General features: G+C 65.3%; 12 protein-coding genes. 7 read left to right on the forward strand and 5 right to left on the reverse strand.

The annotated features are described in order from the left end of the window. The first annotated feature begins 4 nt into the window (after positions 1–4). The 3 genes from DM872_RS20210 (at position 5) to radA (ending at position 2020) form a co-directional block, all read left to right on the forward strand. Positions 5–250, forward strand: a complete 246-nt coding sequence (locus DM872_RS20210; protein WP_077525124.1) for a YdcH family protein — start codon at positions 5–7, stop codon at positions 248–250. 83 nt (positions 251–333) lie between these two features. Next, positions 334–612: a hypothetical protein gene (locus DM872_RS20215; protein ID WP_077525123.1), complete on the forward strand. Its 279-nt coding sequence runs from the start codon at positions 334–336 to the stop codon at positions 610–612. Positions 613–655: 43 nt separating this feature from the next. Beyond that, a complete protein-coding gene (gene radA, locus DM872_RS20220) occupies positions 656–2020 on the forward strand; it encodes a DNA repair protein RadA (RefSeq protein ID WP_179061134.1) in 1365 nt (454 codons plus the stop codon). Positions 2021–2346: 326 nt separating this feature from the next. On the opposite strand, the gene DM872_RS20225 is transcribed toward radA, so the two are convergent. From DM872_RS20225 to DM872_RS20235, 3 genes are read right to left on the reverse strand one after another with little or no spacing between them, the layout of a single operon-like run. Then, positions 2347–2715 (reverse strand): PilZ domain-containing protein, encoded by a 369-nt coding sequence (locus tag DM872_RS20225; protein WP_179061135.1) that lies wholly within the window; start codon positions 2713–2715, stop codon positions 2347–2349. 52 nt (positions 2716–2767) lie between these two features. Beyond that, positions 2768–4933, reverse strand: coding sequence for a hypothetical protein (locus tag DM872_RS20230; protein WP_179061136.1), 2166 nt, complete (start codon positions 4931–4933; stop codon positions 2768–2770). Continuing rightward, positions 4920–6101: a DUF3142 domain-containing protein gene (locus DM872_RS20235; RefSeq protein ID WP_179061137.1), complete on the reverse strand. Its 1182-nt coding sequence runs from the start codon at positions 6099–6101 to the stop codon at positions 4920–4922. Before DM872_RS20235 ends, DM872_RS20230 begins: the two co-directional genes overlap by 14 nt. A gap of 173 nt (positions 6102–6274) precedes the next feature. Between DM872_RS20235 and DM872_RS20240 the strand changes: the two genes are divergently transcribed. From DM872_RS20240 to DM872_RS20255, 4 genes are all read left to right on the forward strand, one after another. After that, complete coding sequence (locus DM872_RS20240; RefSeq protein ID WP_077525118.1) at positions 6275–6781, forward strand: DUF3015 domain-containing protein; 507 nt, start codon at positions 6275–6277, stop codon at positions 6779–6781. Between the two features lie 154 nt (positions 6782–6935). Then, complete coding sequence (locus tag DM872_RS20245; RefSeq protein WP_179061138.1) at positions 6936–9002, forward strand: carbon starvation CstA family protein; 2067 nt, start codon at positions 6936–6938, stop codon at positions 9000–9002. A 13-nt stretch (positions 9003–9015) separates the two neighbouring features. After that, entirely contained in the window at positions 9016–9219 is a 204-nt protein-coding gene (locus DM872_RS20250) for a YbdD/YjiX family protein (RefSeq protein ID WP_077525116.1), read from the forward strand. A gap of 202 nt (positions 9220–9421) precedes the next feature. Then, positions 9422–10489, forward strand: coding sequence for an extracellular solute-binding protein (locus tag DM872_RS20255; RefSeq protein ID WP_179061139.1), 1068 nt, complete (start codon positions 9422–9424; stop codon positions 10487–10489). Positions 10490–10586: 97 nt separating this feature from the next. Here DM872_RS20255 and glyA read toward each other — a convergent pair whose 3' ends face one another. Continuing rightward, the gene (gene glyA, locus DM872_RS20260) at positions 10587–11840 is read right to left on the reverse strand and encodes a serine hydroxymethyltransferase (protein ID WP_179061140.1); all 1254 of its coding nucleotides are present in this window, start codon (positions 11838–11840) and stop codon (positions 10587–10589) included. 137 nt (positions 11841–11977) lie between these two features. Further along, a complete protein-coding gene (locus DM872_RS20265; protein ID WP_179061218.1) occupies positions 11978–16117 on the reverse strand; it encodes a sensor domain-containing protein in 4140 nt (1379 codons plus the stop codon). Between the last annotated feature and the right edge of the window lie 129 nt (positions 16118–16246).

Here is a 16246-nt window from a genome sequence, read left to right on the forward strand (position 1 = left end):
TGCCATGCCACTAGAACACCACCCGCTCAACCGTGAATTCCCGGAGTTCAAGGACACCATGCGCGCACTGCTGCAGAGCGATGCGCACTTTGCCCGGTTGGCGGGGGAGTACCAGGATCTGGATTCGCAAATCTACGAAGTCGAGGACGGTAACAAGGCCCTCGATGACAGCGCCCTGCACGGTCTGAAGGTGCAAAGGGTCGCCTTGAAAGATGAAATCGCCCGAATGCTCAGGAGCGCCAAGGGCTGACGCCTTGATTTGATCGGGGTCAACAGGGCAGGACGAGCAGGGGCATAGGCTGGGCACCATCTTTTCTTCCCGGAGCCTTTGCCATGACCGCCTCCATCCTGATGTCCGGCGTGGGCATGATGCCTGCGTCGTCCATTTCCCCTGAGCGCCTGGAAGCCATCGAACGTCTGGGCCGCCTGCAAAGTCAGCTCGACCTGCTGCAACTCCGCATCCGCCGCGTGGAAGAGGGCAGCGAGCCGTCAGACGGCTCCAGCCTGACCATGCTGCACATGCGCCTGGATGGTCTGCTTGAGGACCTCGAACGCCAGCGTCGACGCGCCAGCGGCCAATGCTGCAACTGCGGCGGCGGTTGCCGGGATTGATCCGCTATCATGCGGGCTTTCGTGTTTTTGACGGAGTCCGCTGATGGCCAAGGCCAAGCGCATGTATGGCTGCACCGAGTGCGGCGCCACTTTCCCCAAATGGGCCGGCCAGTGCGCTGATTGCGGGGCCTGGAACACCCTGGTGGAAACCGTGCTGGAGGGGGCCGCCGCCACGTCGAGCGGGCGTACTGGCTGGACCGGCCAGCAAGCGCAGATCAAGACGCTGGCGGAAGTCAGCGTCGAGGAAATGCCACGCTTTTCCACGGCCTCCAATGAGCTGGACCGCGTGCTCGGCGGCGGTCTGGTGGACGGCTCGGTGGTGCTGATTGGCGGTGATCCCGGCATCGGCAAATCCACCATCCTCTTGCAGACCCTCTGCAACATCGCAGCGCGCTTCCCTGCGCTCTATGTCACGGGCGAGGAATCCCAGCAGCAGGTGGCCATGCGTGCCCGCCGCCTGGGCTTGCCGGAAGACAAGCTCAAGGTGATGACCGAGACCTGTATCGAAAGCATCATCGCCACCGCGCGGCTGGAGAAGCCCAAGGTGATGGTGATCGACTCCATCCAGACCATCTTCACCGAGCAACTCCAGTCGGCCCCCGGCGGCGTTGCGCAGGTCCGTGAGAGCGCGGCGCTGCTGGTGCGTTTCGCCAAGCAGAGCGGCACGGCGATCTTCCTGGTCGGCCACGTGACCAAGGAAGGCGCCCTGGCGGGCCCACGCGTGCTGGAGCACATGGTGGACACGGTGCTCTATTTCGAGGGCGAGTCCGACGGCCGACTGCGCCTGTTGCGAGCGGTGAAAAACCGTTTCGGCGCGGTCAACGAGCTGGGCGTGTTCGGCATGACCGACAAGGGCCTGAAGGAAGTGTCCAACCCCTCGGCGATCTTCCTCACGCGCGCCCAGGAATCCGTGCCCGGCAGCGTGGTGATGGCCACGTGGGAGGGGTCGCGGCCGATGTTGGTGGAGGTACAGGCGCTGGTGGACACCAGCCACCTGGCCAATCCGCGCCGAGTCACCCTGGGCCTGGACCAGAACCGCCTGGCCATGCTGCTGGCGGTCTTGCACCGCCACGGCGGTATCCCAACCTATGACCAGGATGTGTTCCTCAACGTGGTGGGTGGCGTGAAGGTATTGGAGACCGCGTCCGACCTGGCGCTGATCGCCGCCATCATCTCCAGCCTGCGCAACCGCCCCCTGGCCCATGATGTGCTGGTGTTCGGCGAGGTGGGGTTGTCCGGCGAGGTGCGCCCGGTGCCCAGCGGCCAGGAGCGCTTGAAGGAAGCCGCGAAGCATGGATTCAAACGGGCGATCGTGCCCAAGGGCAACGCCCCCAAGGAAGACCCGCCGGGTCTGACCGTTGTCGCGGTGACACGGCTGGAGCAGGCGCTGGATGCGCTGTTCGAGTAGTGGGAAGTGAGGCTGAGGTGGGAGGTTATTGGCAGGCCTGCGGTCTGCTTAGCGATTGAAATCGCCCCCACAGGAAAACGGGAAGGCTATTACTTGCACGGACGGCTCCCTCTCCCTCTGGGAGAGGGTTGGGGTGAGGGGCTCTTGGCAGACCTGCAGTCTGCTTGGCGAATGAATTCGCCCCTACAGGAGAAGCGATAGCCCATTACCGGCACGTTTAGCTCCCTCTCCCGCTTGCGGGAGAGGGAGGGGGAAAGGGGCTTTTGGCAGACCTGCGGTCTGCTTGGCGATTGAAATCGCCCCTACAAGAAGTGGCTGCCGACGGGCTATTCCTCACCCAGCGCGGTCAGATCACGTTCCAGCAGCTCTTCACTGCCCAGGTTGAGCTCTACCAGGCGGCGCAGGTGGCTGATGGAGTCCAGGTCGATATGACGGCAGACGAAGCCGAGCTGGTCGCCCTGGGCGCGGGTCAGTTCCACTTCCATCTCGACCTTGGCGTCTGCGCCCAGATCGACGCGCACATCGAACAGGCTTGTTGGATCGCCATCCCAGTCCGCCGGGCGGATCACCAGCAAGCCCTTGAGGGAAATGTCATGCAGCTCCGCCGTCCAGCGTTTGTCGCCCTGGGTGATTGTGGTGGCGGCGTCGAAGTTGATGCGGTGGAAGCGCCGACGGTCGCTGGCGGTTTCACTCATGGTCATGCTCCTGCGAGATTTCACCCACTATAGCCAAGGCGCTCCGGGCTGTTCATTTGCCGCGGCGACGCCTGATCCAGAAAATCGACAGGGCAACCACCAGCGCGCCGGCCCCGACCAGCAGGTACTTGTAGGGGCGCAAGTGGGCGCGTAACCCGTTCCCGCGCTCTTCCCAGACACGCTTGCCGGCGGCGTCGAAATCCGGCTCTTCGCAGTTGCGGCCGAAGTTGGCCGCCCAGGGCACGTAGGGGCCATCTTCCACGTAACGCAGGTAGTAGCCGCGCGCGTCTTTCAGGTTGCTGCCGAGCAGGAAACCGGTGGCCTTGCACAGCACCGCGGCAAAGGCCTGGCTGCTTTGTGGCAACTGGTCGGCGGCGCGGCCGGCCAGTTGCGCCGCGACCCAGCGATAGTGATAGCGGGTGTTGGGCCGAGCGAGGTTTTCGTTCTGCCGGCTCACCTCGTCCGCGCTCAGCAGGTCGCCTGGCTGCTGCTGTCCGACCTGAAGCAGGGCGAAGGAACCACCCAGGCTGTGGAAGTCCGGCGACATCTCGTACCCCAGCAGCTCCATGCCCTGTTCGCGGGCGATCAGTGCGGCTTCATAGAGCGCCTCGGCGCGTCCGGTAGCGGTCCAGCGGGTTTCCGCCTCCTCGCGGGCCTGGCCGTAGCGACGGGCGGTGTCGCGCAGTTCGTCATCGTCAAAGTAGGGTAATGCCTCGGCATAGTGGCCTTCGCGCAGCAGACGCCGGGCCAGCAGGTTGCGCAGCTGGGCGGCGACCGGGCGTGGCTGGTAGTTTTCGCGCTCTTCCGCAGTCTGCGGTTTGGGCGCCGGCACCTTGCCGTCGACATAGCCCTTGAGTTCTTCCAGGGTGAGCACCCGTTCGGCGATGGTGGCGCTGTCCCACCAGTAGATCTCGCCGGTGCGCCAGAGCAGGTCGAAGGCATCCAGATAATCGCCACGCTGGAGCGAAAGGATGGCGTTCTCGCCGTCCACGCGGCAGCGTGGCTTCACGTCTTCCCAGTCCCAGTTCTCGGTGCGTCGGTAGCCCCAGTCTTCGTCCTTGGGGAAGGCGCGGGCGGCCTTGGCATAGGCTTCGGTGGCGCGAGTGGAGTCGCCATCGCGCAGGGCCAGCTTGGCCCGCAGCCACCAGGCAAGCCCGCTGTCGCCGGCCTTGGCGACGAAGTGCTCGGCGTCGGCATAGCGGCCGAACTGGTAGCTAAGGGCGGCCAGACGATCGGCGTTGGCCAGGTCGAGGCCAGCGTTCTCGATCAGCAGCGCGCTGATGCGTTCATCACCGCTCTGCTCGCCGTCGATGCGGCTGAGCAGGCGGGCCGTGAGCAGCTGCTGCACTTCCGGCAGGGCCAGCAGCGGCGCCAGCTCTTCGCTGGGCATCCGCGCCAGTTCGCCGGCGAGCTGGCGCAGGGAGCTGTAGCCGGTACTGGATCGATGGGCGGTCTGGCTGGCGTAGAGGCGGATGGCGCTGGCCCAGTCACCGGCCAGATAGGCCAGGCGGGCTTCCTCGCCGAGGCTGGCAATGCCCAGCTCCAGCGGGTCGGCATAACCCTGGATGGCGAGCTGGCGAGTCTGCTGGAACGCTTCCCGTGCGGACTGGGCGGCGTCCTCCATGAACAGGCGTTGATCTTCCTCGCTGCGCCGGGCTTCTTCGACGGGGACGCCTTCGGGGCGGCTCAGGCTGGCCTGGGCACGTCCGAGCGAGTAAGCAGCCCAGGTACCGCGCAAGCGGCGCTGGTCTGCCGGGAGTTCCAGCACGCGGCGGAAGTAGGCGCTGGCCAGCAGGTAGTCCTGCTGGGCAAAGGCCACTGCGCCGGCACTGTAGAGGCGCAGTTCGGCGGGCAGCTCCTGGCCCTGGTCTTCCACCTGGCTGGCGTCGGCCAGCGTGCGCAAGCGTTTCACCTGCTGGTAGAGGGTGTCTCCCAACTCCTTCTGCTCGATCTCGTCGCGCTGCTGGAGGTATCGCTCTCCTCCGTCGTCCCAATAGCCCACCAGGGTGGCATCCCCGGACTGGCCGAGGCCCGGTACAGGCTTGCCCAGGCGCGCGGCTTCAAAGGCGAAGTTGCCTTCGGGAAGTTCGGCCAGGGTCTGGGCACGGTCGCCCAGCAGGCTCAGGGGAAAGTCCGGTCCACAGGCCTGGGCACTCATGAGCGGCAGGCAGAGTGAGATGGCCAGGGCCAGGCGCCGGCGGCGTTCAGGGGTAGACATGGGATCCTCCTTGATCGATTTGCTGGCAGCGTGCCCAACCCAGGGCACGTTGCTGGCCGGCGGTGAGCTGGCCTTCGGTATGACGGGTGAATACCAGCGCGTTGGCCGTGCGTTCCAGGCGATAGCCGGCAAGGGCATCGGCGGAATCGCAGGCTTGCGCCGGCAGCTCGATGCGTTGGGGCAGCGCGGTGGTCAGGTTGCCCTGATTGGCCAGTGCCAGTTCATGGAGCGTTCCACGCTGACGGATCAATGGCTGGGCGTCGGCGTACAGGCTTTCGCCGCGCGCCACGGCCTTGAGGGTCGTCAGTGGCCAGGCGCGCCGGTCGCCTTCCAGTGGCAGGCGGAACCAGATGACGCCGGCCAGGTGTTCGGGACGTTTCTGTCGCAAGTCGGCGAGCAGTTCGGCCAGTTGCTGTGGGTCTGCCTGGAGTTCGTGGCGTGGGCCAGCCAGCGCCAGCGGGCTTTCGCTTTCCACCTGTCCATTGACCAGGGCAATGCCATAAGCGGGCAGGGCGAGCTGGAAGGGGCGGTCGGAGGCCTGGCTCCAGCGTTGAGCCCAGGCCAGGGCGCGGGTAGGGTCGAAAAGACCGCTCGCGGGTGCGCTGACCGCATGGACCTGCAGCACGCTGCTGTCCACCTCGCGCAGCAGGTCCGGAAGGGTGGGGGTGTCGAGCCAGGCGGGCAGGGCGGTAATGCTGAGTTTCAGCTCAGATGGCAGTGCCTGGCGCAGGTCACGGAGGAAGGCGCGATAGCCCGGCAAGCGTGCGCTGGCGCAGTCGTGGTCGATCTCCAGGCCTTGCACGGCAAGGCCCTGTGCGCGCCAGTCTGCCATCAGCGCGAGGATATCGTCGCGGGTGCGCTGCAGGTCCAGCTCCGGCAGTTGACCATCCAGGCGCACCACGGCCACCAGCGGTCGGCCATCGGCCCGGAGCATCCCGGCATTCACCCTGATGCGAGACCAGCCGGCACCGGGATGGGCCTGGGCGGCAAGCACCCGCAGGGTGGAAAAGTCGGTGCGGCTCGCGGCCAGGGCTTCGGCATGGGCGGGTCGCCATTGCCGTTGCCAGATATAGAGTTGCTGGTCGAGCGCGGGCGGAGCTTCCGGCCGGCAGCCAGCGGCGAGGAGCAGCAGAAGGGCGAGGACGGCACGTAGATGAAAGACAGGCATGGATGCGACGCGCACGGGGGGGCGGAGTCCTTGGGCATTCGAGCCGGAATGCGGCGAATTACATCCGCATTCCCACGCGCCGGCAAGGCCTGCTGGCGCTGGTTTGACAGTTACCCATCCGTCACCAAAGCTGCTTAGGCGGTTTCTCTATAAATCCATGCGGAGCGCAGAATATGGATAAGCGACTGCTGAGCAAGGGGTTGATCGTAGGCCTGTTGAGTGCGGCGAGTCTGGCTGCCCAAGCCGACCAAGCCGGGGGTGGCGGCTGCGGTTGGGGCCAGATGGTCTTCGAAGGTCAGCGTGGCCTTGTGCCACACCTGCTGGCCACCACTACCAACGGTACGTCGGGCAATGCCACCTTCGGCCTGACGTCGGGCACCAACGGTTGCGACTCCAGCGTCCGCATTGGCTATGGCGGCCGTTCCCTGCTGGCCATGAACGGCATGCTGGACAACATCGCCGAAGACATGGCTCAAGGCCAGGGTGAAGCGCTGGATGCCTACGCGACCCTGCTGGGAATCGAGCAGGGCGACCGTGCCCACTTCGCCCAGGTCACTCACGCCAATTTCTCCACCATCTTCTCCGGGGCGGACGTCACCGGCGAACAAGTACTGGCCGCGACCCTGGACGTGATGAGCCGAGACCAGCAACTGGCCCGATACGCCAAGCAGCCGAGTTAAGTTCCGCAACGCATAAAAGAGCCGGGCAATGCCCGGCTTTTTTCTAGCCCCCGGTCGCGCAAAGGGGCGTTGCAGACGGTGGCCGGCCAACGGTTGCCTCCAGACGGACTAAGCTTGTGCGGCAGCTTGTCTGTCCATCCATTCGGAGCTTCCTATGAACAATAACAACAGCGTCCTGCGCCACCTGCCCTGGGCAGTGCTGGCTGTAGTCGGCGCCTGTGCTCTGGGCGTCGTCGCGCTGCGTCGCGGCGAAGCGATCAACGCCCTGTGGATAGTGGTGGCCGCCGTTGCCCTGTACCTGGTTGCCTACCGCTACTACAGCCTGTTCATCGCCAACAAGGTGATGCAGCTCGATCCCGCCCGTGCCACACCGGCGATCATCCATAACGACGGTCTGGATTACGTTCCGACCAACAAGCACGTGCTCTTCGGCCACCACTTCGCCGCCATCGCCGGCGCCGGCCCGCTGGTGGGCCCGGTTCTCGCCGCGCAGATGGGCTACCTGCCCGGCACGCTCTGGCTGATCTCAGGTGTGGTCCTGGCTGGTGCGGTGCAGGACTTCATGGTGTTGTTCATTTCCAGCCGCCGTGATGGTCGCTCGCTGGGCGAACTGGTGCGCGAGGAAATGGGCCAGGTGGCCGGCACCATTGCGCTGTTCGGCGCCTTCCTGATCATGATCATCATCCTCGCGGTCCTCTCGCTGATCGTGGTGAAAGCCCTGGCGGAAAGCCCGTGGGGCATGTTCACCGTGATGGCGACCATCCCGATTGCGATGCTGATGGGCATCTACATGCGCTACATCCGCCCCGGCCGCATTGGTGAGATTTCCGTCGTCGGCGTGGTGTTGCTGCTCACCTCCATCTGGCTCGGTGGCCAGGTGGCCGCCGACCCGGTCTGGGGCCCGGCCTTCACCTTCACCGGTATACAGATCACCTGGATGCTGATCGGCTACGGCTTCGTCGCCGCAGTGCTGCCGGTGTGGCTGGTGCTGGCGCCGCGTGACTACCTGTCGACCTTCCTCAAGATCGGCACCATCATCGCGCTGGCCATTGGCATTCTGATCACCATGCCGGAACTGAAGATGCCGGCGCTGACCCAGTTCGTCGACGGCACCGGCCCGGTGTGGAAGGGCGCGCTGTTCCCGTTCCTGTTCATCACCATCGCCTGCGGCGCGGTGTCCGGCTTCCATGCGCTGATCAGCTCCGGCACCACGCCCAAATTGCTGGCCAGTGAGGCCCACGCCCGCTACATCGGTTACGGCGGCATGCTGATGGAGTCGTTCGTCGCCATCATGGCCATGGTTGCCGCTTCGGTGATCGAGCCGGGTGTGTACTTCGCCATGAACAGCCCGCCTGCCGTGGTGGGGGCGGATGTCACCAGCGTCGCCGCAGCAGTCAGCGGCTGGGGCTTCGCCATCACCCCCGAGCAACTGGAGGCGACCGCCAGGGACATCGGTGAGCACACCATCCTGGCCCGAGCCGGTGGTGCGCCGACCCTGGCCGTGGGGATCGCGCAGATCCTCCACCAGGTGCTGCCGGGCGAGAACACCATGGCCTTCTGGTACCACTTCGCGATTCTCTTCGAAGCGCTGTTCATCCTCACTGCGGTGGACGCCGGTACCCGTGCCGGGCGCTTCATGCTGCAGGACCTGCTGGGCAACTTCGTCCCCGCGCTGAAGAAAACCGAGTCCTGGACCGCCAACGTCATCGCCACCGCGGGTTGCGTGGCGCTGTGGGGCTGGCTGCTGTACCAGGGCGTGATCGACCCGCTGGGCGGCATCAATACCCTGTGGCCGCTGTTCGGCATCTCCAACCAGATGCTGGCCGGTATCGCCCTGATGCTGGGCTGCGTGGTGCTGATCAAGATGAAGCGCCAGCGTTATGTGTGGGTGACGCTGATTCCTGCCACCTGGCTGCTGATCTGCACCACCACCGCAGGCGTGATCAAGCTGCTCGACCCGAACCCGGCCGTCGGTTTCCTGGCCCTGGCCAAGAAGTACAGCGATGCGCTGGATGCTGGCCAGATCCTCGCCCCGGCCAAGGACATCACGCAGATGCAGCACGTGATCTTCAACGCCTACACCAACGCGACCCTGACCGTGCTGTTCCTCTTCGTGGTGCTGAGCGTGCTGTTCTACGCGCTCAAGGTGGGGCGCAACGCCTGGATGAAACCGGAGCGCACCGACAAGGAATCGCCATTCCAGCCAATTCCGGACGCTTGAGGAGGCTGCGCGCATGTTCAATGACCTGAGCCGCATGGGCAAATACCTCGGCCAGGCTGCCCGCATGCTGGTGGGCATGCCCGACTACGACAATTACGTCGAGCACATGCACAACAAGCATCCGGACAAGCCGGTCATGACGTACGAGGAGTTCTTCCGCGAGCGCCAGGAGGCGCGCTACGGCGGCGGCAAGGGACGGCCCATACGTTGTTGCTGAGCTGAAAGGCAGAGGCAGGGAGGCGCCACGCATTGTCGTGGCGCTTCTTTTTTTCGCGTCAGATCCGACGAATGTGGACAGGTTCGCGTTCCGGGCAATCCGGCAGCCAGACACAAGCGACTGGCAGGCACGGCCATGACGATGCCGCTCGTGATCGTTTAAATCCTCCCCAGCCCTCATGGGAGCAGGGCGGGAGGGAACCATGAAGAAGACGCTCTGCCTGTTGCTGTGCACCTTGCTGGCCGGCTTTGCCCAGGCCGAGGAGGTGCTGCGGGTCTACAACTGGACCAACTACATCGATCCCGACGTGCTCGCGGCCTTCCAGCGTGAGAGCGGGGTTCGCGTCGAGTACACCACCTTCAATACAGCCGCCGAGCTGGATGCGGCCCTGGTCGGGGCGACGCCGTACGACCTGGTCGTGCCCTCGCATTTCCAGCTCACGCGATTGATGGGCGAAAAGCGCCTGCAGCCGTTGGACTTCAGCCAGTTGCCCCATTACGGCAGCCTGGACCCGGCACTGCTGGCCATGCTGGCCGGATTCGATTCGGCGAACCGCTACGTGGTGCCCTATCTCTGGGGATCGGTAGGCCTGGTGAGCAATCCGTCCCTGGCCGAAGCCGCACTTGGCGGCGCCTTGCCGAACAGTTGGAGCCTGCTCTTCGACGAGCAACAACGATCGCGCCTTGCGAGCTGCGGTCTGGGGATGCTGGATGCGCCGGAGGAAACCCTGTCGCTCTGGCTCAACTATCGGGGGCGCAACCTGAGCAAGGGTGGCACCCGGCAGGTCGATCAGGCGGGCAAGCAACTGCTGGCCATGCAGGGGCAGATTCGTAACCTGGACAACGACGGCTACGTCGCCGATCTCGCCAGCGGCAAGCTCTGCGTGGCCATGGCCTGGGTCGGACATGCGCTGACGGCCGCAGAGAAGAATCCTGCCCTGCGCTTCCGGATTCCCGATGAGGGCGCGCTGGTCTTCATCGACAGCCTGGCCATCCCCGCCAACGCTGCGCGGCCGGACCTGGCCTATCGCTTCATCGACTTCCTGCTGCAGCCGGATAACGCCCGCCGTAATGCCCTGGCATCGCATTTCTACTCGCCGCTGAAGGCCGACTCGCCGGAAATGGCCCGGCTGGCGAAGGAGCAGCCGATGCTGGTGCCCAACCAGGCCGAGCGCAAGCGGCTGTACCTGCTGGAACGCCTGACGCCGGCGCAGAAGGAGAGGGTGGATGCGCTGTGGCAGCAGATCAAGGCGGCGCGTACTGGTGGGTGAGGGAAGCCCTGCTCGCACACAATCTTGCCAATCCGGCATGAGCTGAACACCCATGAAAAAGCCCGGCATTTGCCGGGCTTTTTCATTGCGCTGTCGCTTACTTGCCGTAAACCGGCAGCTTGGCGCAGATGGCCTTGACCTTCTCGCGAACCGCGTCGATCACGGACTCGTCGCCCATGTTCTCGAGGATGTCGCAGATCCAGCCAGCCAGTTCGCGGCACTCGGTTTCCTTGAAGCCACGAGTGGTGACCGCCGGGGTGCCGATACGCAGGCCGGAGGTGACGAACGGGGAACGCGGGTCGTTCGGCACGGAGTTCTTGTTCACGGTGATGAAGGCGCGACCCAGGGCGGCGTCGGCGTCTTTACCGGTGATGTCCTGCTTGATCAGCGACAGCAGGAACAGGTGGTTCTGGGTGCCGCCGGAAACCACGTCGAAGCCGCGGTCGATGAAGACCTGGGCCATGGTCTGGGCGTTCTTCAGGACCTGCTGCTGGTAGGTCTTGAACTCAGGCTGCAGGGCTTCCTTGAAGCACACGGCCTTGGCGGCGATCACGTGCTCCAGCGGGCCACCCTGGGCGCCCGGGAATACGGCGGAGTTCAGCTTCTTCTCGATCTCTTCGTTCTTGCGAGCGAGGATCAGGCCGCCACGCGGACCGCGCAGGGTCTTGTGGGTGGTGGTGGTGACCACGTCGGCGAACGGAACCGGGTTCGGGTAGACGCCAGCGGCGACCAGGCCGGCAACGTGGGCCATGTCGACGAACAGGTAGGCGCCTACCTTGTCGGCGATGGCGCGGAAGCGCGGGAAGTCCAGGACCTGGGAGTAGGCGGAGAAGCCGGCGACGATCATCTTCGGCTTGTGCTCGACGGCCAGGCGCTCGACTTCGTCGTAGTCGATCAGGCCGTTGGCATCGATGCCGTACTGCACGGCGTTGTACAGCTTGCCGGAGGAGCTGACGCTGGCGCCGTGGGTCAGGTGACCGCCGTGGGCCAGGCTCATGCCGAGGATGGTGTCACCGGCGTTGAGCAGGGCCAGGTAGACGGCGCTGTTGGCCTGGGAGCCGGCGTGCGGCTGGACGTTGGCGTAGTCGGCGCCGAACAGTTCCTTGGCGCGGTCGATGGCCAGTTGCTCGACGATGTCGACGTACTCGCAACCACCGTAGTAGCGCTTGTGCGGGTAGCCTTCGGCGTACTTGTTGGTCAGCACGGAGCCCTGGGCTTCCATCACCGCCGGGCTGGTGTAGTTCTCGGAGGCGATGAGCTCGATGTGCTCTTCCTGGCGCTGGGCTTCTTGCTCCATGGCGGCGAACAGGTCGGCATCGTAGCGGGCGAGGGTCAAATCACGGCTGAACATGGCGGTCCTCTTAAGGATCGGTGCTAGGAAAGGGCCGCATTCTACCTGATCGGTCGCTGGCTGGCATATGAAGGTCGGTCATGTGACAGACAAGTGGCCCTCATGGCCACCATCACCGTCCAGGACGGAACGCCGCCTCAGCTGAGGATGAAGTTGGCGCTGGTGCCGAACAGGTGCTCGAAGCGCGCCGCCGGCACCGGATGGCCGAACAGGTAGCCCTGGACTTCGTCGCAACCGTGCTCGCGGAGGAAGTCGAGCTGGGCCTGGGTTTCCACGCCTTCGGCGATCACCGCCAGGTTCAGGCTGTGGGCCATGGCGATGATGGCGCGGGCGATCTGGGCGTCGCGTTCGCCATCGGGCAGCCCGTCGACGAAGCTGCGGTCGATCTTCAGCACGTCGATGGGGAACTGCTTGAGGTAGTTGAGGGACGAGTAACCGGTGCCGAAGTCGTCCACCGCGATGCACAGGCCGAGGCGCTTGAGGTTTTCGAGGATGTCCATGGCTTCGGCCACGTCGCGCATCAGGATGCTCTCGGTCAGCTCCAGCTCCAGGCAGGCCGCTGGCAGGCCGCTGTCTTCGATGATGGCGGCGATACGCTCTGCCAGTTGGCCGTCGGCGAACTGGCGGGCGGAGATGTTCACCGAGATCTTGGGCAGGCGCATCTTCTTCTGGTGCCAGGCCTTGAGCTGACGGCAGGCTTCGGCCAGTACCCAGTCGCCCACCTGGACCACCAGGCCAAGTTCCTCCAGTACCGGAACGAACTCTCCCGGCGGAACCAGCCCGCGCTTGGGATGGCGCCAGCGCAGCAAGGCCTCGACGCCGGTCAGGCGCTTGCCGTCGCCGGAGAACTGCGGTTGGTAGTAGAGCAGGAATTCGCCCTGCTCCAGGGCGTGGCGCAGGTCGCTCTCCAGTTCCAGGCGTTCCAGCGCGCGGGCGTTCATGTCCGCCTGGTAGAACTGGAAGTTGTTCTTGCCGCGTTCCTTGGCGTGATACATCGCCGTGTCGGCGTTCTTCATCAGTTGGCTCAGCTCGCGGCCGTCCTGGGGGGCGAGGGCGATGCCGATGCTGGCGGTGACGAAGAACTCGCGGCCTTCAAGGACGAAAGGACGGGCCAGGCTGTCGAGGATCTGCTCGGCGACATGCACGGCCCGATTCAGGGCGCCTTCGCGGGTGGCGCGCGGCTGCAGCAGCAGGGTGAACTCGTCGCCCCCCATGCGTGCCACGGTGTCGTCTTCGTGGACGCAGGCCGCCAGGCGCACGGCCACATCCTTGAGCATGCGGTCGCCCGCCGCGTGGCCAAGGGAGTCATTGATCGGCTTGAACCGGTCGAGGTCGAGGAACATCAGCACCACCCACTCCTGGTTCCGCTCGGCGTATTGCAGGGCGGTATGCAGGCGGTCCTGGAACAGCGTGCGGTTGGGCAGGTGGGTCAGGCCGTCGTAGTAGGCCAGGCGGTGAATGCGCTGCTCGCTGGCCTTGCGCTCGCTGATGTCGCTGAAGAAGCAGACGTAGCTGACCAGGTCGCCGTCTTCGTCGTGCACGGCGGTGATGCCGACCCAGGCCGGGTAGGTATCGCCCTCGCGGCGCTTGAGCCAGATCTCGCCTTCCCAACTGCCGCGCTGGTTGAGCTGGCCGATGATGTAGTTGAGCTGATTGGCTTGCTGGCGGTCGGCGGTGAGCATCGACGGCAGTTGGTCCAGCACATCGTTGGCCTTGTGGCCGGTGATGCGGCAGAAGGCTTCGTTGACCTGGACGATGTAACCCGCCGGGTCGGTGACCAGGATCGCCGAGGTGGAGTGCTCGAACACCGTGGCCGCCATGCGCATGTCTTTCTCCGCGCGGCGTTGCTGGCTGATGTCCCGGCCGACACCGAGCATGCCCTCGAAGCGCCCGTATTCGTCCCACATCAACATGGTGCGCAGTTCCACCGGGATCTTCTGGCCATCGGCGCGCATGCAGTCGAACAGGAACAGCCGCGCCGGCGTCTGGCTGCGCAGCTCGGCCAGGCGCTGGGGGTTGCCCAGGGCACTGCGGATCTGCTCCAGCTGCTCGAACAGCTCGAGCATCTGCCGCGGATCGGCAGCCATGCCCTGGAAACCATTGGCGATGGCCCAGTCGGCGTTGTAGCCCAGCACCGGCAGGACCGACGGGCTGACGTAGTTGAGCTGCAGTTCGCTGTCCGTGGTGAAGATCACGTCGCTGATACTTTCGGCCAGCATGCGGTAGCGGCGTCCGCTCTCGCGCATGGATTCGGTGGCCTCGATCTGCTCGGTGATGTCCTTCGCCACGCCGATCAGGCGGCTGACGCGGCCCTTGTCATCGCGGGCCAGGGCCTGCTCGCGAATATCGAACCAGTGCCAGCTGCCGTCCTTGTGGCGCCAGCGCAGCTGGCACTGCAGCAGCGCACCATCGCCGACGACCTGCTGCAGATTGCGCACGCGCCAGTACTGTTCTTCGTCGTCGGGGTGCAGCAGCTCTTCCCAGAAGCGCTCGCCCATCCTGAGGACATCCCTGCGGCTATAACCCAGCTGCTGGGCCAGGCGATTATTGGTGAGCATCACCCGTTTGCTGATGACGTCGTGCACGTAGAGGGTGTCGGGCACTGCGAGCACCACGTCGGACCAGAAGCGTTCGCGCTCGATCAGCGACAGCTCTACCTGCTTGCGGCTGGTGATATCGCTGATGCTGAGGGTGACGGCTTCGAGGTCCTGGATCATGTCCGGCAGGTGCAATACCAGCCAGATGTGCCGTACTTGACCCTGGGCGGTGACGATCTGGCTTTCCATCTCCAGGTGCCGGTTGCCCCCCAGCAGGGCGGCCATCACCTGGAAGCGGATGCCGCCTTCGCGCAGCGGGTGGGTACCGATCAACTGCCGCCAGGCCTGCTCGCTGCTGCTGACTTCCAGCAGGTGCATGGCCACCTGGTTCACTTCGGTGATACGCAGCAGGCGCAGCGCTTCGGCGTGGCGCTGGCGATTGTCCTTGACCCATGCCGCCAGGCTGGCGTGATCGCGCATGCCTTGCTGGATCAGGTACCGGCGCAGTTCGGCGAGGTCGAGCACGCACAGCGCGATGCCGCTGCCTTCGAAGATGTCCTGGTAGCGCCGCCGGGTTTCCTGAAGTACGCGCAGCGCTTGCTGTTCTTCGGTGACGTCGCGCACCACCCAGACATAGCCCAGCAACTGGCTACCGTCGTTGAGATCGTTGCGGGTGACGGCCAGCAGGCGGGTCTCGCCATTGCGCCGGAACTGCACCAGGTCCGATCCCAGTTCATGGTCCAGGTCCGGTGCGTTGAGCAACAGCGGGTCCAGGCCCGGCAGCAGGGCCAGCAGATGGTGGTCCTGGGCCGCCGCGCCGCAGATGCCGAACATCGATTCGGCCTGCGGGTTGAGGTAGCTCAGGCGGCCGTCCACCTGGGTCACCAGCACGCGTTCCTCGATCACGCCGAGGGCGCTGGCGGCCTGGCGAAGCGAGCGCCGCGATGCGGCATTGAGTTCGCGCAGGCCGCGTTGTTCGCGTTGCAGGTAGTAGAGGGCGATCAGCGCCAGGCTGGCGCTGATGAGGAACAGCAGCAGCTTGCTGAGCAGTTCGGGCAGCAGCCGCGTGCGTACTTGGCGTTCGTCGTGCAGGGCGCGCAGCTGCCAGTCGCTGTTCCGGAGCTCGGAAACGAGAATGGTCTGCCCTTCCTGCTCGGCGGTCACCGGCATCACGATGGGGCTGCTGCGGCTGAGCTTGCCGCTCTGCGCCAGGACCCGCTGGAGGAAGCGGTCTTCCAGCAGCCAGCGGTAATCGCGGTCCTCGTGCTTGAGCAGCCAGGTGCGAATGGCTTCGGCGTCCAGGCGCAGGGCCCAGTAGCCGCTGGGCTCGGGCAGCGGTGACTGGCGCAGGATCAGGTAGACCTCGCCGCGACCCTCGGTACTGAAGGCGAAGTGGTAGGTCTGGCCCTCGCTGCGCTGGGCCAGGCTGGCGAGGAACAGTTCGTCGTCGCTGTCGGCCTGGGTATCGGCCAGTACGCCGCCATTGGGGTTGAGCCAGGCCAGGCTGGTGATCGCCGGCAGGATGGGACGCACGAGTTCGAGTTCCGCCAGCCGCTCGTCTTCGACCTCCGGCCTCGTCGGTTGCTGGCGCAGCAGGGCGAGTACCGCGTCGGCCTTCATCTGCATGACCAGTTCGAGATGGCTGGCCAGTTCGCGGGTCAGGGTGTAGTTGCGCTCCCGGGCGCCATCCTGCAGCTGGCGGTATTCCTGGTGCAGTTGCCAGAGGAGGAGGGCGAGCATCAGCAGCACGAGGCCGGCCAGCAGGCCCTTTACCGAGCCGCGCGCAGGTGCGTTGGCCAGGGGAAGTCCTGGCTCAGGCTGGGCGGGAGGGCGGGGGCTGACTGGCAAAGAATGGCGTTCCTGCTACTG

It is taken from the genome of Pseudomonas taiwanensis (genome assembly GCF_013393345.1).
Taxonomy (GTDB): Bacteria; Pseudomonadota; Gammaproteobacteria; order Pseudomonadales; family Pseudomonadaceae; genus Metapseudomonas; species Metapseudomonas resinovorans_C.